Below are 26,233 nucleotides of genomic sequence, written 5' to 3'. Positions count from 1 at the left end.
TTCCTTTCTCTTGGTGGTGAGGGTGCGGGGAGGGCGTTGCGTGCCCGCCGCGGTTTCGCCGGCTGTCGGTCTCACTTGAGACCGCCGTTCGCCAGCCCGGACTGCCAGAACCGCTGCAGACCGAGGAACGTGATGATGAGGGGGATGATCGACAGCAGCGAGCCGATGATGACGAGCGCGCGGATGTCGGGAATCTGGCTCACCTGGGTGTTCCAGACGTACAGGCCGAGCGTGACGGGGAACAGGCTCTCGTCGCGCAGCATGATGAGTGGCAAGAAGAAGTTGTTCCAGATCGCGACGAACTGGAAGAGGAAGATGGTGACGAGTGCGGGCGCCATCATTCGCGTGGAGACGGTGAAGAACGTGCGCACCTCGCCCGCGCCATCGATACGCGCCGCCTCGATGATCTCATCGGGCACGCTCGCCGCCGCGTAGATGCGCGAGAGGTACACCCCGAAGGGGCTGACGAGGCTCGGCAGAAAAACGGCCCAGTACGTGTTTGTGGCACCGACCTGGCTGAACAGCAGGAACAGCGGCAGCGCCAGCGCCGTCGCCGGTACGAGCACGCCGCCGAGGATGATGTTGAACAGAGCGTTTCGGCCCCAGAAGGTGTACTTGGCGATCGCGTAGCCCGTCATCGCTGCGAAGAGCGTCGCGAGCGCCGCACCGAGGCCCGCGTAGAGCGCGCTGTTGAGCAGCCAGCGGAGGAACACGGCGTTGCGGTAGTCGAACAGCGCCTGGATGTTGTCGAACAGGGCGAAGTCGGCGAACCACAGGGGGGCGGTGGTCGTGAACTGTCCCCGCGTCTTGGTGGAGGCGACGAACAGCCACCAGATCGGCGTGAGGAAGTAGAGCGTCGCGATGCCCATGACGGCCATGGCGAGCACACGCGAGGCGATGGACTCCTGGACGGAGCTACGGCCCTTCGTGCGGGCGGGAGCGGTTGTGGCGCTCATGCTTGGGTCCTCCGCTGGGTGAGCTTCAGCACGGTGAACGACAGGATGAACGTGGTCAGAGCGAGGACGACCGACATGGCCGCCGCGAGGGACACGTTCGGAACGGACGCGGTCGAGTAGATGAGCAGGTTCGGGGTGAAGTCGCTCGTCACGGTGGAGGTGAAGCTCCGGAACACCTGCGGCTCGGCCAGCAGCTGCAGGGTGCCGATGATCGAGAAGATTCCGGTGAGCACGAGTGCCGGAACGATGAGCGGAATCTTGATCGACCACGCGATTCTGGCCTGGCCGGCCCCGTCGAGACGGGCGGCCTCGTAGATCTCCTGCGGAATCGCGAGCAGGGCCGAGTAGATGATCAGCATGTTGTAGCCGACGTAGACCCAGGTGACGACGTTCGCGATAGACCACAGCACGAGCTCGCCCGACAGGAACGGGATGGCCCGCGTGACGTCGGTGAACGGCGACAGGTTCGGCGAGTACAGGAAGCCCCACATGATCGCCGCGATAACGCCGGGCACGGCGTACGGAGCGAAGAACGCGAGCCGGAAGAACTTGGTGCCGCGGACCAGCGGTGAGTCGAGCAGCAGGGCCAGCAGGAGCGCAAGGCCCAGCATGACCGGCACCTGCACGATGCCGAACAGCATCACTCGACCGATGGATTGCCAGAAGGCGTCGTTCTGGAAGACGGCGATGTACTGCGTCAGGCCGCCGAAAACCTGGCGGGCGGCGCCGAACGTTCCATCACGCTCCACCACGAGAGTGGACTGGTACACGGCGTACAAGATCGGAACGATGTAGAACAGCGTGAACAGCACGCCGAAGGGGGCGAGGAAGAACAGCAGGGCGCCGCGGTGGCGAACCGCGGTGGACTTCGGTTTTCCTCGACGGAGGGTGTCGGTGCTCATCGGGTCTCCTTCGCCTCCTCGTCGGTGAGGGGAGTGCGCACGACAATCGCGCGGCCAGCATCGACCGGGTCACCCACCGCGATGGTCTCCGCGCTGAGCAGGTCGACCCCACTGACGGGGCTCGTGACCTGGCCGCTGCCGTGGTTGATGACGAACGTATAGCGAGCATGGGGGCCCCGACGCACCACCAGGTCAACGTCGGGACCGACCTCGGTGACAGGGACCGAGGCAGCCTCGCACACCTCGGACAGGAGGCGGGCGAGATCATCCTCAGCGAGCACCGTGCCGACGTACCACGCGGTCGCGGTGCCGCGCGCGTGTCGGGTGATCGCGGGGGAGTCGGCGGCGGGTCCGGTCACGAAGGTGTCGTGGGCCTCCGCACCGGCCAGGCGGATGCTGTCGACCCAGATGCTGCCGGTGGCGCCGCTACGAAGGCGTGCCGTTGACTCAGCGGCGAGGGGGCGGAACTCATCGATCGTGATGCCCAGAAGGTCGCGGAACGCGCCGGGGTACCCGCCGAGCCGGATGGCATCGGTCTCGTCGGCGATGCCGCTGAACGGGGTCACAACGATGCTCGTACCGGCGTCAACAGCGCGGGTGATTGCGTGCACATCGACGTCGCTCGGGGCGTAGAACGTGGGAAGGATGACGAGGTCGTAGCCGTCGAGGTCGGCACCCGGGCGCACCATGTCGACGGTGACGCCGAGCGCGCGCAGCGCCCGGGCGTAACGGTGTGCCTCGTCGAGGTAGCGCAACAGCGTGCTGGGGTGTGCTTCGCCCTCCGCTGCCCACCACTGCTGCCACCCGAAGATCATCGCCACGCGGGCTTCAACGCGGCTGCCGACGACCTCGTCGAGGCGGTCGAGCATGCCGGAGAGGGCGACGGATGCTCTCCACCCCTCGGAGTCGACCCCCGCGTGCGGCACAAGCGCCGAGTGAAACTTCTCGGCACCCCGCTGCGATTGCCGCCACTGGAAGAAGCACACGCTGTCAGCGCCGCGTGCCACGTGCGCGAGCGCGGTCAGCCGCAATTGGGTGGGCGACTTCGTGTGGTTGACCGGCTGCCAACTGACGGCGCTCGTGGAGGTCTCCATGAGCATCCAGGGTTCGCCGTCGGCCAGCCCGCGGGTGAGGTCGGCGCAGAACGCGAGCTCAGCGAGAGGATCCGAGAGCCGGTGATCGAGGTAGTGATCGTTCGCGATGAGGTCGAGGTCATTCGTCCACGACCAGTAGTCCTGCGTCTGGATGTGGGCGGTCACCATGAGGTTCGTGGTGATCGGAGCCGACGAGTGCTGCTCGATGACCGCGCGCTCCGCTCGGTAGTAGTCAAGCAGGGCGTCCGAGCTGAAGCGACGGAAGTCAAGGCTGTGGGCAGGGTTGCCGGCGGATCGGGTGCGCCGAGGGGGGAGAATGTCGCCCCACTGGCTGTAGCGCTGACTCCAGAACGCGGTGCCCCAGGCGTCGTTGAGGGCCTCGATCGTTCCGTAGCGGGCCTCGAGCCAGCGGCGAAAGGCATGCGCCGATGTGTCGCAGTAGCAGTGGGCGTTGTGGCAGCCGAGCTCGTTGGAAATGTGCCACAGCGCCAGCGCGGGGTGGTCGCCGTAGCGCTCGGCAACGCGCTCGACGAGGGCCAGGGCGTGCTCACGAAAAACGGGCGAGCTGGGGCACCAGGCCTGGCGGCCTCCCGGCCACGCGGTGACGCCATCGGCATCGACCGGCAGGATCGACGGTTCAATGCGCGACAGCCACGGAGGGGGAGAGGAGGTTCCCGTACCGAGGTTCAGCCGGATGCCTGCCTCGTGCAGAAGCGCGATGATCTCGTCGAGCGCGCTGAAGTCGTAGTCGCCTGGCTGCTTTTCGATCTGCGCCCAGCCGAAGATGTTGATCGCGACGAGATCGATGCCGAGCTCACGCATGAGCGCCACGTCGTCACGCCAGACGTCGCGGCCCCACTGCTCGGGGTTGTAGTCGCAGCCGAGCAGCACGTGACCCGCGGGGTAGCCGCGCACCAACTCGGGTGCGATGCGGGTTGCGGGGGTGATGCTCACAGCGGTCCTCTCGGAACGATCAACGACGGTGTTGCTCTGATCGCGCGGTCAATCTCTCGCCTTCTGTGAACGTGCACAGAAATGTGTCGAGAAAAAGACCCCGGAGGATCTGTGAGCGCTCACAGAATAGGAAGAGCCGGCGGGCGTGTCAACACCCGCTCCGCCCTTCGGCGTGTCGCGCCCGTGGATACACTGGCCCCGTGGCCGAGCCGAGAACGCGACCCAAGCGCGCGACAATCTTCGACGTCGCCGCCGAGGCGGGCGTCTCGCGCGGCACCGTTTCGCGGGTCTTGAACGGCGAACCCTACGTGTCGCAGGGCGCTCGCGAGGCGATCGAGGCCGCCATCGAGAAGGTCGGATACGTTCGCAACACCGCCGCGAGAAATCTCGCGACCCAGAGTTCGGGTGCCGTCGCCCTCATCGTTCACGAGCCCCACTCGGTGTTCGTGGAGGACCCCAACATCGGGGCCATTTTGCTCGGCACGAACGCCGCCCTGAGTGAGGCCGACTACCAACTCGTGTCGCTGATCATCGACACCGACCGCGACACCGAGCGCGTCGTGTCCTATCTCGGCGGAGGGTTCGTCGACGGGGCCATCGTGGTCTCGGCACGCGAAGACGACCCGATTGCCGAGGCGCTCCAGCGACTGCGCATCCCGACCGTCCTTGTTGGACGCCCCGAGACTGCACCTGAGTTGCCCTCGGTGAGCATCGATAACCGCACAGCGGCTCGCCAGATCACCGAGCGGCTCGTGAACACGGGGCGCACGCGCATCGGGATGATCGCGGCAGCTCTCGACCGCGACTCCGGTCGCGATCGCCTCGCCGGATTCCGTGACGCGCTGGGCGACCAGTTCGACCCCCAGCTCGTCGCGGATGTGCCGCTGTACTCCTTTCACTCGGGGCAGGAGGGGATGCGCGAACTGCTCGCGCAAGCCCCCGACATTGACGGGCTGTTTGCGGCCTCCGACGCGATTGCCGCGGGAGCGGTGGATGTGTTGCGCGCCCACGGCCGACGCGTTCCCGACGACGTCGGTGTGGTCGGCTTCGATGACAGCGCCTGGGCGCTGCGGTGCCAGCCAGCTCTCTCGACGGTGCGCCAGCCGGCCGACCTGCTCGGGGCGCGCGCTGCCGAACTCGTGCTCGACGAGATTCGCACGGGCGAGCGTCGGCGCGGTGTGGTGCTGCTGCCGACGGAAGTCGTCTGGCGCGACTCGGCTTAGCGCACGTCGTCGCGCCGCGCCGTCTCCTCGGCCTGCTCATGCCCTCGGGGGTGGGCGAGCGTGCGGCGCTTGGCCTGAATGAGGTCGCCCGACGACTGGTGTCGAATGCGGCGAACGACCCACGGCACGAGGTATTCGCGGGCCCATCCGATGTCGTCGACGCGGGCCTTACGCCAACTCTGCCTCGGCAGCGGCTCGGGGTGCCGGGCTTCCAGCCCGTGCTCGACGCCGAGTGCCTCGAGCATGGCGATCGCGATCGTGTGGTGGCCGAGCGGCGAAAAGTGCAGCCGGTCGCGATCCCACATCTGGGGGTCGCGCAGTTGGCGCAGCGCCCACATGTCGACCACGATCGCGTCGTGCTTTGCGGCGACGGCGCGGAGGTTCTCGTTGTAGATCGCCACCTTTCCACGAATGCGGCGCATCACCGGCGTCATGCCGATATCGGGACCGTTGAACATGACGACCGTTGCGTCGTCGCGGCGCAGGCGAACGACCGCGTCCTCGAAGCGGTTCGCCACCTCGTCGGGGTCGGTGCCCGGGCGCAAGATGTCATTGCCGCCCCCCGAGATGCTGATCAGGTCGGGGCGCAGTTCGAGCGCCGGCTCGATCTGCTCATCGGCGATCTGCTGGAGGAGGCGGCCGCGGATCGCCAGGTTTGCGTACGCGAAGTCGGTGGTCTGATCGGCCAAAACCTCGGCGACGCGGTCTGCCCAGCCGCGGTGTCCGCCGGGACTGCGTGGTTCACGATCGCCGATGCCCTCGGTGAACGAATCGCCGATCGCCACGTAGCGCGACCACGGGTGTTGCTGAGACATGCTCTCCAGAGTGGCAGAGCGCCGCTCGCGACGCGACCGGCGTCGGCGCCGGGCGCGTCGCAGCGTCGCTCGCGGGATGTGTGCGGCGGTGTCAGCGGGGGCTGAGAGGATCGCGGGGTGAGCAAGCAGGACGGATCGGGGCGGCAGGTCACCGACACGCCGACCGATGACGCGACCGCGCGCATCCTGCACGTCGATATGGACGCGTTTTTCGCGTCAGTCGAGTTGCTCGCGCGACCCGAGTTGCGCGGTCAGCCGGTCATCGTCGGGCATCGCGGACACCGGTCGGTCGTCACCGCTGCCACCTACGAGGCGCGCGCCTACGGGGTGAACTCGGCCATGCCGATGGCCGTGGCCCTGCGCCGCTGTCCGAAGGCGGTCGTGCTGGAGCCGCACTACGAGCGCTACCAGGCTGCCTCCCGCCAGGTCATGGCGATCCTGGGCGATGTGACGCCGCTCGTCGAACCGCTGAGCATCGACGAGGCCTTTCTCGACGTCGGTGGATCTCGCGCCCTGTTCGGTGCGCCCTGGCACATCGGGCGGATGCTGCGCGAGCGTATCCGTGCCGAAACCGGCCTCGTCGCCTCCGTCGGCGCGGCGTCAACCAAGTTCGTCGCGAAGCTGGCGTCATCTCGCGCTAAGCCCGACGGCTTGCTCGTCGTACCCCACGACGACACACTGGCATTCCTGCACCCCCTGCCCATCAGTGCGCTGTGGGGCGTGGGCCGGGCCACGGAAGAAAAGCTCGCGCGACTCGGCCTGCGCACGGTGGGCGATGTTGCCCAGACGCCCATCGACGCGCTGCGTCGCGCCGTGGGGGAGGCGGGCGCGGCGAAGCTGCACGCCCTCGCGTGGGCACGTGACCCCCGCAGCGTCACGCCTGAACGCGCCGAGAAGTCGATCGGTCATGAGTCGACGTACGAACGCGACCTCAGTGACCTCTCGCACATCGATCGCGAGCTGCTGCGGCTGTCTGACGCGGTGGCCAAGCGGCTGCGCTCCGGCGGATGGGTGGCGCGTACCGTGGCGGTCAAGGTGCGCTTCGGCGATTTCACGACCCTGACCCGCTCTCAGACACTCACGGAGCCGACCGATGTCGCGCAGAGAATCGCCGCCGAAGCGCGCGCGCTCTTTCGCGCGGCGGGTGCGGATGGGCGGGGAATCCGGTTGCTCGGCGTGCGAGCAGAGAACCTGTTGCCGACCGGCGCGGTCGAGCGTGGCCTGTGGGATGACGACGAGGGCTGGCGAGAGACCGAAGAGACGATGGATGCGCTCACCGCCCGTTTCGGCTCGGCGGCGATCCAGCGGGCAAGCCTTATGCGAGCGGAGGGCCGGCGTCGCTCGGCCCGGTCGAGTCGGGATGTCGGCTCGCTCGACTAGGGTTCTGTCACCGTGACAGCCTCCTTCCGCGCCGCCCCGCACGTCGGCACCTTCGCGGCAGAGCACCTCTCACCGTCGTACCCCGAGCGCGCCGCGCGCGGCACCGCTAGCCGCCTGCGCGCCTGGCAGGCCGAGGCCCTCGACCGCTACTTCGAGACGGAACCACGCGACTTTCTCGCCGCAGCTACCCCGGGCGCGGGCAAGACGACGTTCGCACTCCGCCTCGCCACCGAACTGCTGGCGCGCCGTACCGTCGACCGCGTCATGGTCGTCGCACCGACCGAGCACTTGAAGAAGCAGTGGGCCGACGCGGCGCACCGGGTCGGCATCCGCCTCGACCCCGCGTTCAGCAACTCGTCGGGAGCGATCGCTCGAGCGTTTCACGGCGTCGCCGTCACCTACGCCCAGGTCGCCGCAAAGCCCTACCTGCACCAGACTCTCACCGACCAGGTGCGCACCCTCGTGATTCTCGACGAGGTGCACCACGGCGGCGACGCCCTCAGTTGGGGTGAGGCGATCCGCGACGCGTACTCGGGCGCCACCCGCCGGCTGTCGCTCACCGGTACGCCCTTCCGCAGCGACACCGCGCCCATCCCGTTCGTCCGATACGAGCCGAATGACGAGGGAATCCGCATGTCGGCGACCGACTACAGCTACGGCTACGGTCGGGCGCTGCGCGACGGCGTCGTTCGCCCCGTGCTGTTCATGAGCTATGCCGGCCGCATGCGCTGGCGCACCACCACGGGTGACGAGATGGAGGCCGTGCTCGGTCAAGACGACACCGCCGACGTCACCTCGCAGGCTTGGCGCACCGCGCTCGACCCCGAGGGGCAGTGGATGCGCGGGGTGCTCGAGGCGGCAGACCGTCGCCTCACCGAGGTGCGCCACCATGTGCCCGATGCCGGCGGCCTCGTCATCGCCACCGACCAGACGACGGCGCGGGCATACGCGGCGCTGCTGCATCAGATCACGGGGTCGGCGCCCACGGTTGTGCTGAGCGACGAGCCAGGCGCCTCCGACCGCATCGAGACCTTCAGTCGCGGCGACTCGCGGTGGCTCGTCGCGGTCAGGATGGTGTCCGAGGGCGTGGACGTTCCGCGACTGTGCGTGGGTGTGTACGCGACCAGTGCATCCACGCCGCTGTTTTTCGCCCAGGCGATCGGGCGCTTCGTGCGCGCCCGCCGTCGCGGCGAGACGGCGAGCATCTTCATTCCGAGCGTGAAGCCGATTCTGCGGCTGGCCAACGAGCTCGAGCGTGAGCGCGATCACGCCCTCGACCGCGAAGGTGCGGGTGACGGCGAGCTGCTCGACGATTCGCTCATCGACGACGCGAACCGCGACGAGAAGGCGAGCGACGACCTGCTCGCCGAGTACACGTTCGCAGCACTCGACTCGACCGTCACCTTCGACAAGGTTGTGTACGAGGGCGCCGAGTTCGGCCAGCAGGCAGAGGTGGGAAGCCTCGAAGAGCTCGACTTCCTCGGTCTCCCCGGAATTCTCGAACCGGACGAGGTGCACGAGCTCTTGCGTCATCGCCAGGCGCGTCAGGCCCGCCGTGTGGCCGAGCGACCGCCGACGGCACCCGCCCCCGAGCCGCTCTACCGGTCACTGAAAGAGCAGCGCAGCCTGCTGAACAGCCTGGTGGGGCTGCGGGCGAAGCTCACCGGGCAGCCGCACGGACACATCCACGCCGAGTTGCGCCGCGTGTGCGGTGGGCCCGCCGTAGGCCAGGCGACGGTTGCCCAGCTGCAGGCACGAATTGATCTGCTGCGTCGTCAGATGCAGAGCCATTAGCACTCACACCGCGCCTCACCGGGCGTCGCGATGACCAGGCGGGTCGGGCAGGATGGGGGCGTGCGCGATACCCCGTACACCCGCGTCGATGTCGCCGTGCTCGAACAGAACCTCGCGGCGATGGCTGACCGCGCGCGGGCACGGGGCGTCGCGCTTCGGCCGCACGCCAAGACCCACAAATCGCCCGATATCGCGGCCCGGCAGCTGGCCCACGGCGCTGACGGCCTCACGGTTGCGACCGTGGCGGAGGCCGAAGTGTTCGCCGCCCACGGCTTCGCTGATCTGTTCATCGCCTACCCGCTGTGGCTGCAGGGCCCGCGCGCGGCCCGGCTTGCCGCCCTGCTCGCCCGGGGCGTGCGGCTCAGGATCGGCGTTGACTCTCTCGACGGGCTCAGGATGCTCGCGGCGGCCACCCGAGATGCCAACCGGTCACGATTGACGGTCGCCGTCGAGGTCGACAGTGGCCACCACCGCAGCGGCGTCGACCCCGAACGCGCGGGCGCGCTGGCGCGCGCCGCGACCGAGCTCGAGCTCGAGGTCGCGGGGGTGTTCACGTTTCCCGGCCATTCGTATTCCCCTGACGGCATGCATGCGGCGGCCGCGGACGAGCAGCGCGCCCTGCGGAGCGCTCGCGACGCGGTGCTCGCCGCGGGGCTCGCCTGCCCGGTCGTCAGCGGCGGCTCCACACCCACCACGGGCGATTATGCCGCGGCTGGTGGCGCACTCGACGGGGGCGCCGACGACGTGCTCACCGAGCTCCGCCCCGGCGTCTACGCGCTGGGCGACGCTCAGCAGTGGGAACTCGGAGCGGTGCGGCCCGAATCCATTGCGCTGAGCGTCGTGGCGACCGTCGTCAGCCGGCGGGAAGACGACGACGGAGGCCTGCGCCTCATCGTCGATGCGGGCAGCAAGGCGCTCGCGAGCGACCGGCCCGAGTGGGCGAGCGGATTCGGGCGGTGCATCGAGCATCCCGATGCGCGCATCGTGGCGCTGTCGGAACATCACGCGACGATTGCGTTTGCACCGGGCGACGCGGCACCGGCGCTGGGCGAGCGGATGCGCATCGTGCCGAATCACGTCTGCACGGCGGTCAACCTCGTCGACGATCTCATTGCGGCCGACGCAGACGGCACCGAGGAGGTCTGGCCGGTCGCCGCGCGCGGCGCCAACACCTAGCGCTGGCCGCGCTCCGGGGCGAGTTCAGCGGCGCGGTCGAAGAAGCGCTCGAACACCGCGCGCCCGAGCACCACCACCTTGTCGGTGCGATCGGGGTCAAGGTCGGCGTCGTCGGGAAAATCATCGCGCAGCGATTGCACCTCGGCCGAACCCATCTCGAGGTGAAATTGCAAGCCGTACTGGCACGACCCCAGGCGGAACGCTTGCTGTTCGTATCGTTCGCTGCGCGCGAGGTGCACCGCCCGCTCCGGCAGCGTGTACGTGTCTTCGTGCCAGTGCATGGCTTCGAAGTACCGGCCGAGCGGGCCGAGCACGGGGTCGGCGAGCCCGTCCTTCGTGAGTTCGACGGGCCCGAGGCCGTCTTCGCTGCCGTCCTCGCCCGCGAGCAGTTCACCGCCGCCGGCAATCGCCAACAGCTGCGCACCCAGACAGACGCCGAGCACCGGCAGGTCGCGTTCGACGGCGGCGGCCATCAGCGCGCGTTCGCCGGCGAGAGCGGGATGCTTATCGTCATCGAGCGCGCCCATCGCGCCACCCAACACGATGAGTCCCTCGTAGGCGTCGAGCGCGTCGGGGCTCGGCACGGGTTCACCCTGGTCGGTGCGGATGATGCGCAGCTGGAGGCCGCGCTCGCGGGCAACGTCGCCGATCGCCGCGGGACCCTCAAACCACATCTGTTGCAGCACCAGCCAGGTCATGGGGTCACTGTAGAGCGTGGCGACCCGTGTCTCGCTGAGCCGTCGAGTGGCGCGAGCTGGCGGAGGTGCTCAGTCGAGCCGCGCGTAGCGGGCACGGGCACAGCAGTAGACGCCGTAAGCGATGAGTCCAGCGCCGACGGCTCCCAGAATCCAGGCCCCGAAGGGCAGGTCGAGGAGCGACCGTAGCGCCCCGTCGAGGCCGGTCGAGCGCGCCGAGTCGGAGGCGATGGCGGCGCTTCCGATCAGGAGGCCGACCATACCGAGGGCGACTCCTTTCGCCAGGTAGCCGCCAACACCCAGCGCGACGACCGCGGTTCCGGCGCCCCCGGCCGGTGTGTCGAGGTCGTCGCGGAACCCCTGGGTGACGCCCTTCACGCTGAAGTACACGCCGATTCCGAGAACAATGAGGGCCGCGAGAATCACGAGGACGACGCCCGCCGGGGCTTCGAGCAACGTTGCGGTGACGCTCTGGGCGTCGCCGGACGAGTCCGTGCGGCCGCCGAGGGCGACCTGTCCGGCCGTTGCCGCAATGGCGAGGTAGGTCAGGCCTTTGGCGCAGGCGATAGCCACGTGCCGGACGGCACCCTCGTCGGGGCGGTCAATGATGCCGTCGACGAGGAGCCAGAGACCGAGCGCGGCGAGGCCGACGGTCACGACCCACAGCAACGGTCCGCCGACGGGTGTCGCGGCAAGGCTTTCGAGCGCCCCGCTCTGGTCGGCGTCGGCGTCGCTGCTGCCCGGCAGGGCGAGCTGGATGGCGATCGCGCCGAGAAGAATGTGCAGCAGCCCGTTGACCGCGAATCCGGTGCGGGCGAGGGTGCGCCAGGTGCGGCTGTTGTGCAGTCGGCGCGTGGTCTGGCGTGCGGATGAGCGCGAGGGTGTCTGCGGCATCCGCCGAGGGTAGCGCCGTGACTGCGGTGCCGCAGCGAACACTCGGGCGGCGCTCAGCGAAAGTCGCGGCTCGGCATGGTGGCTTTCAGCGATAGCGCCTCGACCCGGTCGGCGACGACATTGACAACGCCCTCGGGCGAGCGCTCGAGAATGCCGCGCACGATGAGCGCCCGGCTCTCGCGGACGGTGCGCCGGTAGCGCCCCCACAGCCCGACCGAGCAGATGATGTTGGCGAGCCCCGTCTCGTCTTCGAGGTTCAGGAAGGTGATGCCGCTCGCCGTCGCGGGCCGCTGCCGGTGCGTGACGACCCCGGCCACTTCGATGCGGCGCCCCGGCTCGGCGCTGCGCAGCTCGCGGGCGCTCAGCACCCCGCGGGCACGCAACCGCTCGCGGGCGTAGCGCACGGGGTGGTCGCCGGGAGCGACACCCGTCGTGACGAGGTCGGCGACCATCCGCTCGGCCGGCTCGAGGTCGTCGAACAGCGGAGGCTGAATGGCGACGACGCTGCCCGGCAGGTATTCGGGGCGCGCCTGCGCCGCAGCACCGGCGGCCCACAGCGCCTCGCGCCGCGTCATGCCCCACACCTCGAAGGCCCCGGCGGTGGCGAGCGACTCGAGCTGCGCCGCCGTGAGCCCGGTGCGGTACACGAGGTCGGTGAGGTCGCGGTAGGGGCCGTAGCGCTCACGCTCGGCGATCACCTTCTCGGCGGTCTCTTTCCCGAGCCCCGACACAGCCCCCAGCCCCATCCGCACGGCGAGGTCGCCGTCGCGGCGGTGCGGCAGGAGGTCCTCCAGTTCGCCGTCGCGCGAGTCTGGTCGAAACTCAGGGACGGGCGGATGCACGCGGTTCGCGCACGAGGCGAGCCCCGTCGGCGCCGCGCGGCGAGCATCCGCAGTGAGCGGCGAGAACGGGTCATCGACCGTGAGGTCGACCCGTTCGAGGCCCGCCTCAACGCCGGAGCGCACAATGCAGGGGCCGCGCACCTCGACGCCGTGCCGTTCGGCGTCGGCGGTGAGCGAGGCGGGGGAGTAGAAGCCCATGGGCTGGGCGCGCAGGAGGGAGGCGAGGAATACGCCGGGGTAGTGCAGTTTGATCCACGAGCTGGCGTAGACGAGCAGGGCGAAGCTCAGCGAGTGGCTTTCGGCGAAGCCGAAGTTCGCGAACGCCTGAATGCGGGCGTAGATCTCGTCGGCGAGGCGCCCGGTGATGCCGTTGGAGGCCATGCCGGCGTAGAGGGTTTCGCGCAGCGATTCGATGCGTTCGAGGCCGCGCTTTGAGCCCATGGCGCGGCGCAGTAGGTCGGCGTCGTCGCCCGTGCAGCCGCCGACCGCCATGGCGATCTGCATGAGCTGCTCTTGGAAGATGGGCACCCCGAGCGTGCGCTCGAGTGGTTCGACGAGCTTCGGGTGGTCATAGGTAACGGGCTCTTCGCCGAGCTTGCGCTTGACGAAGGGGTGCACGGCGCCACCCTGAATGGGCCCGGGGCGAATCAGCGCGATCTGCACGACGAGGTCGTAGAACTTTCTCGGCTGCAGCCGCGGTAACAGCCCCATCTGGGCGCGGCTTTCGACCTGGAAAACGCCGATCGAGTCGGCGCGGCACAGCATGTCGTAGGTGGTCTGTTCCTCTTTCGGGATCGTGGCGAGCTCCCACCGCTCGCCGAGATGGTCATCGATGAGGTCGAAGGCGTACTGCAGGGCGGCGAGCATGCCGAGGCCGAGCAGGTCGAACTTCACGAGGCCCATCCAGGCGCAGTCGTCTTTGTCCCACTGCAGCACGGTGCGCTTCGTCATGCGGGCGTGCTCGATGGGCACGATCTCGCCGACGGGTCGGTCGGTGAGCACCATGCCGCCGGAGTGGATGCCGAGGTGCCGCGGGTACGTGAGCACCTGCTGGGCAAGGTCGACGACCGCGTCGGGGATGTCGTGGTCGTCGCTCGAGAGCACGGCGCCCCAGCGTTCGACCTGACGGCTCCACGCGTCCTGCTGGCCGGTCGAGTAGCCGAGCGCCTTCGCCATGTCGCGCACCGCGTTCTTCGGCCGGTACGAGATGACGTTGGCGACCTGGGCGGCGTTGCGCCGGCCGTACGTGTCGTACACGTACTGGATGACCTCTTCGCGCCGGTCGGAGTCGAAGTCGACGTCGATGTCGGGCTCTTCGTCGCGCAGCGCCGACAGGAAGCGTTCGAAGGGCAGCTTGTAATAGATCGAGTCGACGGCGGTGATGTCGAGCAGGTAGCAGACGGCCGAGTTCGCGGCCGAGCCGCGACCCTGGCAGAGGATGCCGCGGCGGCGGGCGAACTGCACGATGTCGTGCACGATGAGGAAGTAGCCGGGAAAGTCTTTCTGCTCGATCACGTCGAGCTCGCGCGCGATGCGCGCCCGATCGGCGTCGGAGGCGTCGGGGTACTTCTGCGGCACCGCCTGCCAAACGAGTTCGCGCAGCCAACTCATGGGGGTGTGCCCCTCGGGAACGGGCAACTTCGGTAGCTTCGGCTTCGCCTGGCGCAGCGAGAACCCGAGCTCGCGGGCGAGCTCGACGCTGCGGTCGACGGCGCCGGGGTAGCGGGCGAACAGCCGCTGCATTTCGGCGCCGCTTCGGAGGTGCGCGGTGCCGGCGGCGGGCAGCCAGCCGTCCATGTCGTCAAGGCTGCGCCGGGCGCGCAGGCCCGCGAAGGCGCTCGCGAGCGGGTAGCGGCCGGGGTGCGCGTAGTGCACGGCGCCGGTGGCGACGACCGGCAGGCCACGCTCGGCGGCGAGGGCGGCCAGCGCGTCGTTGTAGACGGTGTCGAGCGGACGCCCGTGGTCGAACAGCTCGACGACGACGTTCTCGCGCCCGAACCGCTCGACGAGCGCGTCGAGTTCGCGCCCGGCCGCCTCCACGGATGCGCGGGTCGGCACCGTTTGCCCGTTCGGGTCGCCGGCGGTGAGCGCCGTGCGCACGGTGCCTTTGCGACAGCCGGTCAGGATCACCCAGTGGCCGGGTGCCGTGGCGTCGCCGCCGCGCCCGGCGTGCTGGGCGAGCACGTCGAGGTCGTAGACGGGGCGCCCTTTGGCGCCGCCGGCGAGCTGCCCGTCGGTGAGGGCGGCGGCGAGCCGGTGGTAGCCCTCCTGGCCGCGGGCGAGCACGAGCAGGTGGGTACCTTCGGGGTCGGGTTCGCCCAGCTGCGGCTTGGTGAGACCGAGCGAGAGTTCGGCGCCGAACACCGTCGTGAGGCCGTAGGGTTCTGCCGCCTCGGCCATGCGCACGACCCCGTAGAACCCGTCGTGGTCAGTGAGGGCGAGCCCGGTGAGACCGAGCCGCGCGGCCTCTTCGAGCAGTTCTTCGGGGCTGGACGCGCCGTCGAGGAACGAGAAGCTCGAGTGCGCGTGCAGTTCGGCGTACGGCACGACCGTCTCGGGGTCGGGCTGTTCCACGCGACCCGGCCGGTAGGGGGCCCGCTTGTTCGACCACGCGGGGGAGTCGCTGCCGTCGCCCACCTCGGGCAGCGAGGGGTTGGGGCGGTTGCCCGAGCGCAGGGTGCGTTCGAGTTCGCTCCAGGGGATGGGCGGGTTGTGCCAACCCATCAGTGCTCGCCACCCATCAGCGCTCGCCACCCATCAGTCGTACCGCGCTTCCGCCCACCAGCTGCCGCCGTCGAGCACGAGCAGCCAGGCGATGCCGGCCTCGTCGACGACCTGCAGCCGGTGCAGGCGGCGGCGCTGCGCCGCATCCCACCAGCGTTCGTCGAGCGGCCAGGGCCCCGCCCACGATCGGATGGGTCGGGTCGCCCCTCCGGCGGCGGGCGCGAACGCGGCGGGCGCACCGGTGACCCGTAGCCGGTCGTCGACGAGCACGATGTCGCCGCGACCGTCGATGACGGTGACGGCGTGCCGGCTGGGGAACACGGTCGCGGGCGCCGGCTGCGGCAGGGCGCCCGGCCAGGGCCGGTCGAGCGGGCGCTGGTGCACGGCGCGGTCGCCCCACGGCACGAGGATGCGCCGCTCGGCGAGGGTGCGCCCGCCGGCCCGCTGCGCGGTGACGACGGATTCGTGCCCGAGCATGCTCTGCACGCGCGACAGGGCGTGGTGCACCCGGTCGTCGGGTTCGCCTCCCCAGAGCCCCGGCTCGTGGTTGGTGGTGGCGTCGACGCTGTCGGGCGCGATGCTCACCCGGTCGACGGGCGAGGCGAGGCCGGGCCCGAGCGCCGCGTCGGGCGTGGAGCCGAGCCGGCGCGTCGAGCCGCTCAGCTGCCAGCGCACCCGGTCGACGATCTCGCTCGCCCGGAACGCGCGCGGGTGTAGCCACACCCGGTCGGATTCGCGTCCCGACTCGTCGCGCACGCTCACCCTGACTGCGGTGGCGACGAGCCGCCGGGCGGCGAGGGTTTCGACGACGTCGTCGGCGAGCTGCCGTACCGCGAAGGCGATCTGGTCGACCCGGTCGAGCGGCGGTTCGAGGTCGATCACCCGCTCGAGGTCGTCGGGTGGTGTTCTCGGGATGATCGGGGTCGCGTCGACAGCGCCGGCGAGCGCGTGCGCGTACGCGCCGGCCGGCCCGAAGCGTTCGCGCACGGCGGCGGCGGGGAGGGCGGTGAAGGCTCCGAGGGTGCGCACGCCGAGCCGCGTGAGCAGGGTGGCGAGCTCGGGGTCGGCGAGCGTCGACACGGGCAGGGGGGCGAGGTAGGCGGCAGCGGCGCCCTCGGCGACGATGCGCACGGGGGCGTGGGCGCGCGTGTCGCGGGCGGCGCGGTCGGCGGCGAAGGGTCCGTCGGAGACCCCGACCCGCGCATCCGCGACCCCCTCGTCGGCGACGGCGCTGATGAGCGCGAGGGCGGCCGCCTTTTCGCCGCCGTAGTAGCGGGCGGGGCCGCGCGCGGCGAGCGCGAGCAGGCCGGGGCGCACGATCTGCACGCCGGCGGCGCGCTGCTCGAGCGCGTCGACGAGGGGAGCGAAGTGGCGATGCTCGCGGTCGTCGTCGTGGGCGACGACGACGAGGCGGGGGCAGGCTCCCTGCGCATCCCGGCGTTTCTGCCCGCGATGCACTCCGTGAACTCGGGCGGCGGACGAGCACGCCACGACCCGATTGGCGGCCACGATCGCGATCGGATGCGCGTCACCGGCAGGTGCGGCCTCATCACGCACGGCGGCGATCACGGGCCAGTCGGGAACCCAGACGACCATGGTGCGCTGCATCAGCCGGCCCTCCTGGGGAGGGCGGTGACGGGAGCGGTACGGCCGCGTCCGGCGCCGAGAGGCGGATCGAGGCGGCGGATGCCGACCTCGGGGTCGGGCAAGACGAGCCTGCCGCTGCGCGGCGTGGGGGAGCGACGCGAGCTGACGGTGACGGTCACTTCGCGCTGGGTGAGGTAGCCCCAGCCCTGCCCGAGCCCCGACCAGCGGCTCGCGGTGATGCTGATCATCGCTTCGGTCTGCGGCCAGGTGCCGAGGACGAGCAGGGTCGCCCCGCGCTCGCGCAGCCGGCCGGCGAGCTTCGTGACGGCGCCGTCGCTCGCCGCGCGCCCTGGCTTGACGACGATCACGCTCATGGCGTCGGCGATCGCGGCGGTGACGGTGAGCCACTGGTCGCCGGGGTGCGGCACGAGCACGAGCCGGTCGAGGTCGATGCCGAGTGCCTCGGCCGCCTCGACGCCGAACTCGGGCATGCCGACGACCCCGCACCACGATCCGGCCTGCGACGGCCCGGCGAGCAACGCCATCACGAGCGCGCTCGACGAGGTTACCGAGTAGGCGGCGCCCTGCTTCAGCCCGCCGTCCGGCAGGAGGTCGGCGAGGGCCTCGTGGGTCGGCGTGAGCTTCGTGTCGAGCGTCGTTCGCTGCATCGCGTTGATGCGCGCCTGCAACGCCTCAACAGCCGACGGGGTCGGCTGGGGGGAGGCGAGGGCGAGAGCGGGCACCTCTCCATGGTCGAACATATGTTCGAATATGGCAACCTGCACCGACATTCCATCGGCGTGTCGGTGGAACCGTTGACAAGACGGCGCCGGAGGAGAAGGCTTCGAGCATGGCTCGGCTCATGACCGCCGCGGCGCTGGCCGCACTCGCCGCTCTGGGCGTGGCCGGATGCGCCCCCGCCGATTCCGGATGCTCGGGCGCGTTCGACGCCGAACTCACGCCCGACGCGTCCGGCTACGCGACCCCCATCGAGGCCGCCGAAGCCTGGGCCGCCACCACGGATGCGCCCGACACGGGGTGGACGGAGTCAGGGGAGACCGTCGTCGCCGACGACTGGGTACTCACGGTCGTCGAGGCGGGCGGAGGCGGCTGGCTGGTCCAGTCTCAGCGCTGCGCGTGACCCGTCTCGACAGGCTCGCCTAGAGCCCCAACGCGGCGACCCGCTCGCGCAGGAACGCCGCACCCGCCTGATCGTGAATGAGCGACCCCATCGTGACGACGGGGTAGTCGCGCTCGAGCATGCCGTCGCCCGGCCTGACGTCGACGTGCACGGCCTCGAGTCCGTCGGCGTGCACGTGGTCGGCCATCAGGTAGTCCGAGCGCGAGTCGCCCGCCGAATACCAGCGCGGCGCCGTGACGCCCTGCGCGGCGAACCACTCCAGCGCCCTGGCCGCACCGCGATCCTTGTCGAGCAGCACCGATTCGACGTCGGTCGAGATGATCGTCGGGTCGATGCGCCAGGGAACCTCGCCCCGCGCATCCGCGCGCACCCGCTCGCCGTAGCGCAGCCCCAGCCCCCGATCGACCAGCAGTTGCCAGACCCGCTCTTGGAACTCGTCCCGCGCCGGCCAGTAGTCCTCGTGCGGGATGTCGCTGCGGGCCTCCAGCGAGATCATCACGTGCTTGCCCTCGTCGACCTCCATCGCGTGCGCATACTCAGCCCGCGCAAGGGAGTGCACCGCCTCCGTGACATCCGCGGGAATCGCGAGCGCCGCATCCAGCTCGAGAGCGCCGAGGCCGCCACCGGCGGCGATCGGCGCCCACACGCCGCCCTTCTCCATGACCGCAAAGACGGGCGCGCCGTCGGGCAGCCCCGCCTCGACCAGCCGCGCCGCGACCTCATCGCGCACAAACACCGCACTGCGCCCCGTGATGAAGGCAATCGGCACGCCCACCGTCGCCAGCGCCACTAGGTCCGGCAGGATGCTCGGCTCGACGATGCGCCGCTCCACCGGGCTCGCGATCGGCCCGTCGACGTCGAGAAGCAGTCCGAACGGTGCTGAGAATGCGCTCACGCCTCCATCCTCGCCGAACCGCGCCGGGCACAATGACCCCATGACCCGCTACTGGACCCCGCGCGCCGTCGTCTTCGGCGTCATCGCCGTCGCCGGCCTCGTCGGCACCTGGACGTACAACGCCATCGCCATCATCGAACGCACCGACTTCCTCGGCGACTGGTTCAATAACGGCCCCGCCGTCGGCTCGCTCACCACCGATCTGCTCGTCATGGCGGTCGCGGGATGCGCCTTCATTGTCATCGAGGGACGTCGGCTCGGCATGCGCCACCTGTGGGCGTACATCGTCTTCTCGGGACTGACGGCGATCGCCTTCACCTTCCCGCTGTTCCTCATGAACCGCGAGCGCCACCTCGAGCGGCAGCGGCAGAACGCGGCCGCGCACGATCACGAAGTCGAGCCGGGCGCGTCGGGGCAGGGGAGTACCGTTCCCGCATGAGCATCGAGGTTCTCTCCGCCGTCGGCCGCTTCGCGGATGTCGCCGAGGTCGTCGGCACGAAGAACCCCGGCGCAGGCGCCTGCTGGTGCATGAGCTACCGCGACTCCCGGCCGGCGAACGCCGAGCGCCCTGCCTACATGGCGCGCGAGTGCGAGACCGCGCCCGGGCCTGGTGTCCTCGCGTACGTCGACGGCGAGGTCGCCGGCTGGTGTTCGGTTGCCCCGCGTTCGACGTATCGGCGACTGATGAACTCGCGCACGATCCCGCTTCTCGACGACGGCAGTGAGTGGTCGATCGTGTGCTTCGTGGTGCGCGCCGGTTACCGCAAGCGCGGCCTCATGCACGAGCTGCTTGACGGCGCGGTGGCTCACGCGGCGGCGCACGGTGCCACTGTGGTCGAGGGCTACCCGGCCGAAACCCAGGGCGAGCGCATCGACAGCATCTCGGGATACGTCGGCACGACCGCGCTGTTTGAGGCGCACGGCTTCGAGCGGGTGCTCGAGACCTTGGCGCACGCCGGCCATCGCACCCGCTGGCTCATGCGGCGCGAGCTGTGACGGCCACACGGCGAGAAATGCGAAACGGCCCCCGAGATTCATCGTCTCGGGGGCCGCTTACACCCAGCGTGCGCGAGGGGGGACTTGAACCCCCACGCCCTAATACGGGCACTAGCACCTCAAGCTAGCGCGTCTGCCAATTCCGCCACCCGCGCTGGTTTGTCAGGCCCCGAGGGGCCGAACGAGGTACGACATTAGCACGGAATGCGGGCCCGGATGCGCGCCGGGTAGCGTGGAAGTCATGGCCGCCGACGAGACCCTCAGCGACACCGCCCGGATCGCCCGCGACCTCATTCGTTTCGACACGACGAACTGGGGTGAGGGCCGCAGTCGCGGCGAGACGGAGGCGGCCGAATACGTCGGCGCGATCCTCGAATCGCTCGGCCTCAGCATCGAGTACGTCGACGCCGCCGATCGTCGCACAAGCGTGATCGCGAAGGTCGCTGGCTCGTACGCGAACCCGGTCGACACGAGCCGCTCCGAGCGCCCCGGGCTCGTCGTGCACGGCCACCTCGACGTCGTTCCCGCCGACCCGGCGAACTGGAGCGTCGACCCGTTCGGCGGCGAGATCCGCGACGGGCTCTTGTGGGGTCGCGGCGCGGTCGACATGAAAAACATGGATGCGATGATCCTGACCGCGCTCACCGAGATTCTCGAAAGCGGTCGCCAGCCGAATCGTGACCTGACGGTGGCGTTTTTCTCCGACGAGGAGAACGGTGGCGTCTACGGATCACATCACCTGGTCACCCACCGCCCTGAGCTGTTCGCCGGCGCGACGGAAGCCATCAGCGAGGTCGGCGGCTACTCCGTCGAGATCGGCGGCAAGCGCGCCTACCTGCTGCAGACGGGGGAGAAGGCGCTCATCTGGATCCGCTTGCGCGCTCGCGGGGTGGCCGCGCACGGATCCCGCGTCATCCCGAACAATGCGGTCACGAAGCTCGCCGAGGCGGTCGTCGCGCTCGGGCGCGAAGAGTGGCCGCTACATCTCACGGATACCACCACCCAGCTGCTCGGCGAGGTTGCCCGGCTGCTTGACGCCGACCTTGAGAGCACAGGCCCCGATGAGCTACTCCTGCGTACGGGCACAGCGGCCGGTTTCCTCACCGCAACCCTCCGCACGACGAGCAATCCGACGCTCCTCGCGGCGGGCTACAAGCACAATGTGATTCCGGACACGGCCGAAGCGCTCATCGACATCCGCACCCTGCCGGGGGAGGAAGACGCCGCACTTGCGCGCGTGCGCGAACTCATCGGCGACGAGATCGAGCTCGAGGTGGTCGTCCAAGACGTCGGGCTCGAAAACCCCTTCTCGGGTCCCATCGTCGACGCAATGGTGGGCACGCTGCAGCGTCACGACCCCGAGGCGCAGGTATTGCCGTATCTGCTCAGCGGCGGAACCGACAACAAGGCGCTCAGCGAGCTCGGAATCACCGGATACGGCTTTGCCCCGCTGCGCCTCACGCCCGACCTCGACTTTCCCGCTATGTTCCACGGGGTCGACGAGCGTGTGCCGCTCGCGGCCCTTGACTTCGGCCACCGAGCGCTGACCGACTTCCTCCTCACCTACTAGAAGGCGAGCCCCGATCCCGTGAGCACGAGTACGTACGTCGACGCGATCATCCTGGGCATCGTCCAGGGCGTCACCGAGTTCCTCCCCATCTCGTCGAGCGCGCACCTGCGCATTGTCGGCGAGTTTCTCCCCGCCGCAACCGACCCTGGTGCGACGTTCACCGCAATCACCCAGATCGGCACGGAGCTTGCCGTCGTGCTGTTCTTCTGGCGCGACATCACGCGCATCCTCAACCGCTGGTTTGCGCACGTTTTTCGCCGTGGGGTGCCGGCCAGCGACCCGGATGTGCGCATGGGCTGGCTGATCATCATCGGCTCCGTCCCCATCGCCGTCGCCGGCTATCTGGGGCAGGAGTACATTCGCGACACGTTCCGCTCGCTGTGGCTGGTAGCCATCGTGCTGATCGGCTTCGGCCTCCTGCTCGGCCTTGCCGATTACCTCGGCCGCCGAACGCGGGAACTCACCGACCTGACGTACCCCCACGGCCTCTACTACGGCCTGGCACAGATGCTGGCACTCGTTCCGGGGGTCTCGCGCTCGGGCGCCACGACGACGATGGGTCTCGCACTCGGGTACACCCGACCCGCTGCCGCCCGCTACGCGTTCCTCCTCGCGATTCCGGCCGTGTTCGGATCCGGCTTCTACGAGTTGCGTACGGCTCTGCTCGATCCGACGACGACGGGGCCCTTTGGGTGGGGAGAGACGCTCGTCGCGACCGGTATCGCCTTTGTCATCGCCCTCGTGGTCATCGCTGGCCTGATGGCGTACATCTCGAAGCGGTCGTTCCTGCCGTTCGTGATCTACCGGGTGCTGCTCGGTTCGACGATCCTGGTCCTGCTCTCGATGGGCGTTCTTGAGGGCTGAGCGGGCGCGTTAGTCGTCGCGGCGCACATCGCCGCCGGGTTCGTCGTCGTCGTGCCGGCGCAGGTACCGTTCGAATTCCTGCGCGATCGCCTCGCCGCTGGCCTCGGGAGCCTCCACAGCATCCCGCGCCTTCTCGAGTTGGGCGATGTACCCACGCATGTCCTCGTCGTCGTCGGCGAGCGCATCGATGCCCTCTTCCCACGTGCGGGCTTCATCGAGAAGGTCGCCGCGCGGGATCGTGACATCGATCAGCTCTTCGAGGCGGTCGAGCAGCGCGAGGGTCGCCTTGGGTGACGGCGCGTTGTGCACGTAGTGGGGAACCGACGCCCACAGGGACACCGTGGGAATGCCCACCTCTTCGGCAGCCTCGACGAGGACGCTGAGAATGCCAACCGGGCCTTCGTACGTCGAGCGCTCGAGCCCGAGTTCGTCGCGCACCTCGGCGTTTTCGCTCGTGGCGGTGACGGCGATGGGACGCGTGTGCGGGACGTCGGCGAGCAGCGCCCCCAGGAGGATGATGCCGGTCACGTCGGCGGTGAGCGCCTGGTCGACCGTCTCGGTCGCGAACGTGCGCCAGCCGCGGGACGGTTCGGTGCCGAGCAGCAGGTAAATGTTGTCGTGATTCATGCCGCTGACAGCCAGCGGGTTCTCGGGTTGCTCGGCGGATTCTCGCGGAAGCCCGTCATCGACGGCCGGTCCAAACAGGGTCACGCTGGGCCAGCGCAACCGGCGACGACCGTCATCGTCGGTCTCGATCTGCGGCCGGTTCAACTGAAAGTCGTAGTAGTCCTCCGGATCGATGTCGGCGATGGGGACGACGTCGAGTACATCCTTCAGCGCCCGCACCGCGCCGCTGGCGGCCTCCCCGGCGTCGTTCCAGCCCTCGAACGCCACCACCAGGAGGCGTCCTCCGCGAAACAGATCCGTGTGCGCCACGCGCCCTCATTTCCTTGCGATGTCCGGATGCTCACCGGAGCGTCCCCCAGGATAGAACGCAACTAGACTCGTGCGTCGTGACCCGCGTCAGTACACCCTTCGATCGCCCGGCCGCCGTGCTGTGGGATATGGACGGCACGATCGTCGATACCGAGCCCTATTGGATGGCCGCCGAGGTCGCCCTGGTCGAGTCGTACGGAGGGTCGTGGAGCACCGAGGACGCCATGCAACTCGTGGGCTCGGGTCTCGAGAACTCGGCACTCATTCTGCAGCGCGCAGGTGTTGATCTCGGCGTGCAGGAGATCATCGATCGACTGACAGACGAGGTGCTGTCGCAGATCGACGTTGCTGTGCCGTGGCGGCCAGGAGCGCGCGAATTGATTGATCAACTGCGCGCGGCCGGGATTCCAATCGCGCTCGTGACAATGTCGATGCGGCGTATGGCCGTGCGCGTGGCCGACGCGATTGGCCCCGGCACGTTCGATGTCGTCATCGGCGGTGATGACGTGTCACACGAAAAGCCCCACCCGGAGCCCTACCTGACGGCCGCCGAGCGACTCGGCGTCGACATCGCGCACTGTGTGGCCATCGAAGACTCGCAATTTGGTCTCGCGTCCGCGATCAGTTCGGGCGCAGCCGCGATCGGAGCACCGCTTCACCTCGCGTTGCAACAGGGGCCGACGCACGTGCTGTGGCCCACGCTGGAGGGCCGGACCGTTGACGACCTCACCGCCGTGCTGAACGCTCACCACGGTTTCCGCCGTGCTGCCGGAGGGCACCGGTGAGCGCCGCACGGCGCCGCGGACCCTTCCGCGCTGGCGATCAGGTGCAGCTCACCGACCCGAAGGGGCGGCTCAACACGGTCACCCTTCAACCGGGAGGCTCGTTCCATTCGCACCGCGGAGCCCTCGCGCACGATGACCTCATCGGCCTGGCCGATGGCAGCGTGGTGGAAAACTCCGCGGGCGTGGCGTACCTCGCGCTGCGGCCGCTCCTGACCGACTTCGTGATGTCGATGCCTCGGGGCGCGGCAATCATCTATCCCAAAGACGCGGCGCAGATCCTCGGCGCTGCCGACATTTTCCCCGGCGCGCGCGTGATCGAGGCCGGTGTCGGATCAGGCGCGCTGTCGACCTGGCTGCTGCGCGCGATCGGGTCAGACGGTCATCTGTACTCATTTGAACGCCGCGAAGAATTCGCCGACATCGCCCGGGGCAACGTGGAGACGTTCATGGGTGGTCCGGTGGCGAACTGGAGCATCACCCTCGGAGACCTGCAGGAGCAGCTCCCCACGGCTATGGAGCCGGGAAGCGCCGACCGCGCCGTCCTCGACATGCTCGCACCCTGGGAGTGCCTTGACGCCGTCGCCGACGCCCTCGCGCCCGGCGGTGTCCTGCTCTGCTACGTCGCGACCGTCACGCAGTTATCTCGCGTCGCGGAGGCGATGCGCGATAGTGGCCGCTTCACCGAACCGCAGGCCAACGAAACGATGGTGCGTGGCTGGCACCTCGACGGTCTTGCGGTGCGACCCGACCACCGGATGGTCGCCCACACCGGCTTCCTCATCACCGCTCGACGACTCGCTGACGGAGCCCCGACCTTCTCGAAGGCGCGTCGCGGCTCCAAGACCGAGGCGAGCGATGAGGACATCGAGCTGTGGACCCCCGGCGCCGTTGGTGAACGTCAGGCCAGCGCGAAACGGCTGCGGAAGGCCGCGCGCCAGGCTCAGTCGACCGCGCAGCGGTCAGCCGACGGCGCACTAGAGTGAAGATCGCCCACCCCGACGAAAGAGGTCACGTGCGCTCTGTTTCTGCGCTCATCGTCTCGACGGCCCTCGTCGCCACGCTCGCTGCGTGCGCGCCGCTGGGCGGTTCCGCTGCGTGCGAACCCGCCATCCCGAGCGGCGACTCACCGACGTTCGTCCGGGCATCCGGACCGGTGTTCAGCGCGCCGGAGGTGAGCTTCCCCACCCCACTGCGAACCCAGGGCGCTCAGCAGGCCGTGCTCGTTGAGGGCGAGGGAGAACCGATCGCCGAGGGGCAGATCGTCGACTTCCAGGTCAGCCTGTTCTCGGGCGTCGACGGTGAGTTGATCACGCAGAGCGCGTATGACGCCACGAGCAATCCGCTTCGGCGTACTGCCGGTGCTGACATGGACATCCTCGCCGAGGTCGTCCAGTGCGCCCAGGTGGGCTCCCGCATCGCGGCAACCGGCACGATCGCTGACGTTTTCGGTGCGGGCACCCTCGACCCGTCGCTCGGGCTTGCCGACGACGATGCCGTGGTGCTCGTGCTCGACATCGAAGCGGCCTACCTGGGACGCGCTGAGGGCACCCCTCAGCTCGGCGCCAACGGCGTTCCTGCCGTCGTCACGGCACCGGACGGTCGCCCCGGCATCACGATCCCGAACCAGGATGCGCCGGACGACCTGGTGGCCCACGTCCTGACGCGCGGCGCCGGTGCCGAGGTTGCCGCCGGCGACAGCGTGGTGATGCACTACACCGGACTGATCTGGCAGACGGAGCGAGTATTCGACTCCAGCTGGGAGCGCGGCGCCCCGTCGACTTTCCTCGTGAGCAGTTTCCTTGACGACCCGAACGGGATTGTGCCGGGTCTCGCAGAGGCGCTCGTCGGGCAGACCGTGGGTTCTCAGCTCGTCGTCGTGATTCCGCCGTCTCTCGGCTATCCCGCCGGGCAAGCGCCTGCCTCGATTCCCGACGGCAGCACGATGGTGTTCGTCGTCGACATTCTCGGCGTCGAGGAGCGCGACTGAGCAGCAGTCGCGTTCTAGGATGG

General features: G+C 69.4%; 23 protein-coding genes and 1 tRNA gene. 12 read left to right on the top strand and 12 right to left on the bottom strand.

What is annotated here, in order from left to right; translation table 11 throughout:
• Positions 1-71 precede the first annotated feature (71 nt).
• Genes ACK4SC_RS00975 through ACK4SC_RS00965 form a run of 3 tightly spaced genes read right to left on the bottom strand, consistent with a single transcriptional unit; the run spans position 72 to position 3,906 of the window.
• Positions 72-956 (bottom strand): carbohydrate ABC transporter permease, encoded by an 885-nt coding sequence (locus tag ACK4SC_RS00975; RefSeq protein ID WP_409613993.1) that lies wholly within the window; start codon positions 954-956, stop codon positions 72-74.
• Entirely contained in the window at positions 953-1,858 is a 906-nt protein-coding gene (locus ACK4SC_RS00970) for a carbohydrate ABC transporter permease (protein ID WP_409613991.1), read from the bottom strand. The genes ACK4SC_RS00975 and ACK4SC_RS00970 overlap by 4 nt, the downstream gene beginning before the upstream one ends.
• Positions 1,855-3,906, bottom strand: a complete 2,052-nt coding sequence (locus tag ACK4SC_RS00965) for a beta-galactosidase (RefSeq protein WP_409613989.1) — start codon at positions 3,904-3,906, stop codon at positions 1,855-1,857. Before ACK4SC_RS00965 ends, ACK4SC_RS00970 begins: the two co-directional genes overlap by 4 nt.
• A 200-nt stretch (positions 3,907-4,106) precedes the next feature.
• On the opposite strand from ACK4SC_RS00965, the gene ACK4SC_RS00960 reads away from it, so the two are divergent.
• A complete protein-coding gene (locus ACK4SC_RS00960; RefSeq protein WP_409613987.1) occupies positions 4,107-5,129 on the top strand; it encodes a LacI family DNA-binding transcriptional regulator in 1,023 nt (340 codons plus the stop codon).
• On the opposite strand, the gene ACK4SC_RS00955 is transcribed toward ACK4SC_RS00960, so the two are convergent.
• Positions 5,126-5,944 (bottom strand): SGNH/GDSL hydrolase family protein, encoded by an 819-nt coding sequence (locus ACK4SC_RS00955; RefSeq protein WP_409613985.1) that lies wholly within the window; start codon positions 5,942-5,944, stop codon positions 5,126-5,128. The genes ACK4SC_RS00960 and ACK4SC_RS00955 overlap by 4 nt on opposite strands.
• Before the next feature lie 117 nt (positions 5,945-6,061).
• Between ACK4SC_RS00955 and ACK4SC_RS00950 the strand changes: the two genes are divergently transcribed.
• Genes ACK4SC_RS00950 through ACK4SC_RS00940 form a run of 3 tightly spaced genes read left to right on the top strand, consistent with a single transcriptional unit; the run spans position 6,062 to position 10,294 of the window.
• Entirely contained in the window at positions 6,062-7,324 is a 1,263-nt protein-coding gene (locus tag ACK4SC_RS00950) for a DNA polymerase IV (RefSeq protein WP_409613982.1), read from the top strand.
• A 12-nt stretch (positions 7,325-7,336) separates the two neighbouring features.
• Positions 7,337-9,118: a DEAD/DEAH box helicase gene (locus ACK4SC_RS00945; RefSeq protein WP_409613979.1), complete on the top strand. Its 1,782-nt coding sequence runs from the start codon at positions 7,337-7,339 to the stop codon at positions 9,116-9,118.
• 60 nt (positions 9,119-9,178) lie between these two features.
• The gene (locus tag ACK4SC_RS00940; protein WP_409613976.1) at positions 9,179-10,294 is read left to right on the top strand and encodes an alanine racemase; all 1,116 of its coding nucleotides are present in this window, start codon (positions 9,179-9,181) and stop codon (positions 10,292-10,294) included.
• Here the strand turns inward: ACK4SC_RS00940 and ACK4SC_RS00935 are convergent.
• The 5 genes from ACK4SC_RS00935 to ACK4SC_RS00915 form a co-directional block, all read right to left on the bottom strand.
• The gene (locus tag ACK4SC_RS00935) at positions 10,291-10,992 is read right to left on the bottom strand and encodes a type 1 glutamine amidotransferase (protein ID WP_409613973.1); all 702 of its coding nucleotides are present in this window, start codon (positions 10,990-10,992) and stop codon (positions 10,291-10,293) included. The two genes, ACK4SC_RS00940 and ACK4SC_RS00935, sit on opposite strands and share 4 nt — an antisense overlap.
• Positions 10,993-11,061: 69 nt before the next feature.
• Complete coding sequence (locus ACK4SC_RS00930; RefSeq protein ID WP_409613971.1) at positions 11,062-11,883, bottom strand: DUF1206 domain-containing protein; 822 nt, start codon at positions 11,881-11,883, stop codon at positions 11,062-11,064.
• A 53-nt stretch (positions 11,884-11,936) separates the two neighbouring features.
• Positions 11,937-15,449 (bottom strand): error-prone DNA polymerase, encoded by a 3,513-nt coding sequence (locus ACK4SC_RS00925; RefSeq protein ID WP_409614315.1) that lies wholly within the window; start codon positions 15,447-15,449, stop codon positions 11,937-11,939.
• A 33-nt stretch (positions 15,450-15,482) separates the two neighbouring features.
• Positions 15,483-17,057 carry a DNA polymerase Y family protein gene (locus tag ACK4SC_RS00920; RefSeq protein ID WP_409613968.1) on the bottom strand — a complete coding sequence of 525 codons (1,575 nt, stop codon included), beginning with the start codon at positions 17,055-17,057 and terminating at the stop codon, positions 15,483-15,485.
• Positions 17,057-17,779 carry a hypothetical protein gene (locus ACK4SC_RS00915; protein WP_409613965.1) on the bottom strand — a complete coding sequence of 241 codons (723 nt, stop codon included), beginning with the start codon at positions 17,777-17,779 and terminating at the stop codon, positions 17,057-17,059. Before ACK4SC_RS00915 ends, ACK4SC_RS00920 begins: the two co-directional genes overlap by 1 nt.
• 107 nt (positions 17,780-17,886) lie before the next feature.
• On the opposite strand from ACK4SC_RS00915, the gene ACK4SC_RS00910 reads away from it, so the two are divergent.
• Positions 17,887-18,177 carry a hypothetical protein gene (locus ACK4SC_RS00910; RefSeq protein ID WP_409613962.1) on the top strand — a complete coding sequence of 97 codons (291 nt, stop codon included), beginning with the start codon at positions 17,887-17,889 and terminating at the stop codon, positions 18,175-18,177.
• 19 nt (positions 18,178-18,196) lie between these two features.
• On the opposite strand, the gene ACK4SC_RS00905 is transcribed toward ACK4SC_RS00910, so the two are convergent.
• Positions 18,197-19,072 (bottom strand): hypothetical protein, encoded by an 876-nt coding sequence (locus ACK4SC_RS00905; protein ID WP_409613959.1) that lies wholly within the window; start codon positions 19,070-19,072, stop codon positions 18,197-18,199.
• 40 nt (positions 19,073-19,112) lie between these two features.
• Here ACK4SC_RS00905 and ACK4SC_RS00900 point away from each other — a divergent pair, with 40 nt between their 5' ends.
• Together ACK4SC_RS00900 and ACK4SC_RS00895 are read left to right on the top strand one after the other, a co-directional pair.
• A complete protein-coding gene (locus ACK4SC_RS00900) occupies positions 19,113-19,511 on the top strand; it encodes a DUF2834 domain-containing protein (protein ID WP_409613956.1) in 399 nt (132 codons plus the stop codon).
• Positions 19,508-20,068, top strand: a complete 561-nt coding sequence (locus tag ACK4SC_RS00895; RefSeq protein WP_409613954.1) for an N-acetyltransferase family protein — start codon at positions 19,508-19,510, stop codon at positions 20,066-20,068. Before ACK4SC_RS00900 ends, ACK4SC_RS00895 begins: the two co-directional genes overlap by 4 nt.
• A gap of 69 nt (positions 20,069-20,137) precedes the next feature.
• On the opposite strand, the gene ACK4SC_RS00890 is transcribed toward ACK4SC_RS00895, so the two are convergent.
• Positions 20,138-20,223 (bottom strand) — tRNA-Leu (locus ACK4SC_RS00890).
• A gap of 86 nt (positions 20,224-20,309) precedes the next feature.
• Here ACK4SC_RS00890 and ACK4SC_RS00885 point away from each other — a divergent pair.
• Positions 20,310-21,638, top strand: a complete 1,329-nt coding sequence (locus ACK4SC_RS00885; RefSeq protein ID WP_409613951.1) for a M20/M25/M40 family metallo-hydrolase — start codon at positions 20,310-20,312, stop codon at positions 21,636-21,638.
• Positions 21,639-21,656: 18 nt separating this feature from the next.
• Positions 21,657-22,502 (top strand): undecaprenyl-diphosphate phosphatase, encoded by an 846-nt coding sequence (locus ACK4SC_RS00880; protein ID WP_409613948.1) that lies wholly within the window; start codon positions 21,657-21,659, stop codon positions 22,500-22,502.
• A 9-nt stretch (positions 22,503-22,511) separates the two neighbouring features.
• Here ACK4SC_RS00880 and ACK4SC_RS00875 read toward each other — a convergent pair whose 3' ends face one another.
• Positions 22,512-23,438, bottom strand: coding sequence for a PAC2 family protein (locus ACK4SC_RS00875; RefSeq protein ID WP_409613945.1), 927 nt, complete (start codon positions 23,436-23,438; stop codon positions 22,512-22,514).
• Positions 23,439-23,515: 77 nt separating this feature from the next.
• Between ACK4SC_RS00875 and ACK4SC_RS00870 the strand changes: the two genes are divergently transcribed.
• Genes ACK4SC_RS00870 through ACK4SC_RS00860 form a run of 3 tightly spaced genes read left to right on the top strand, consistent with a single transcriptional unit; the run spans position 23,516 to position 26,210 of the window.
• Entirely contained in the window at positions 23,516-24,223 is a 708-nt protein-coding gene (locus tag ACK4SC_RS00870) for an HAD family hydrolase (RefSeq protein WP_409613942.1), read from the top strand.
• Positions 24,220-25,206, top strand: a complete 987-nt coding sequence (locus ACK4SC_RS00865; RefSeq protein WP_409613939.1) for a tRNA (adenine-N1)-methyltransferase — start codon at positions 24,220-24,222, stop codon at positions 25,204-25,206. The genes ACK4SC_RS00870 and ACK4SC_RS00865 overlap by 4 nt, the downstream gene beginning before the upstream one ends.
• Positions 25,207-25,235: 29 nt before the next feature.
• Complete coding sequence (locus ACK4SC_RS00860; protein WP_409613936.1) at positions 25,236-26,210, top strand: FKBP-type peptidyl-prolyl cis-trans isomerase; 975 nt, start codon at positions 25,236-25,238, stop codon at positions 26,208-26,210.
• The last annotated feature ends 23 nt before the right edge of the window (positions 26,211-26,233 follow it).

Source organism: Microcella sp., assembly GCF_046293215.1.
Classification (GTDB): Bacteria; Actinomycetota; Actinomycetes; order Actinomycetales; family Microbacteriaceae; genus Microcella.
The sequence above is the reverse complement of the archived record's forward strand: the minus strand, read 5'-3'. Positions and strand labels throughout refer to the sequence as shown.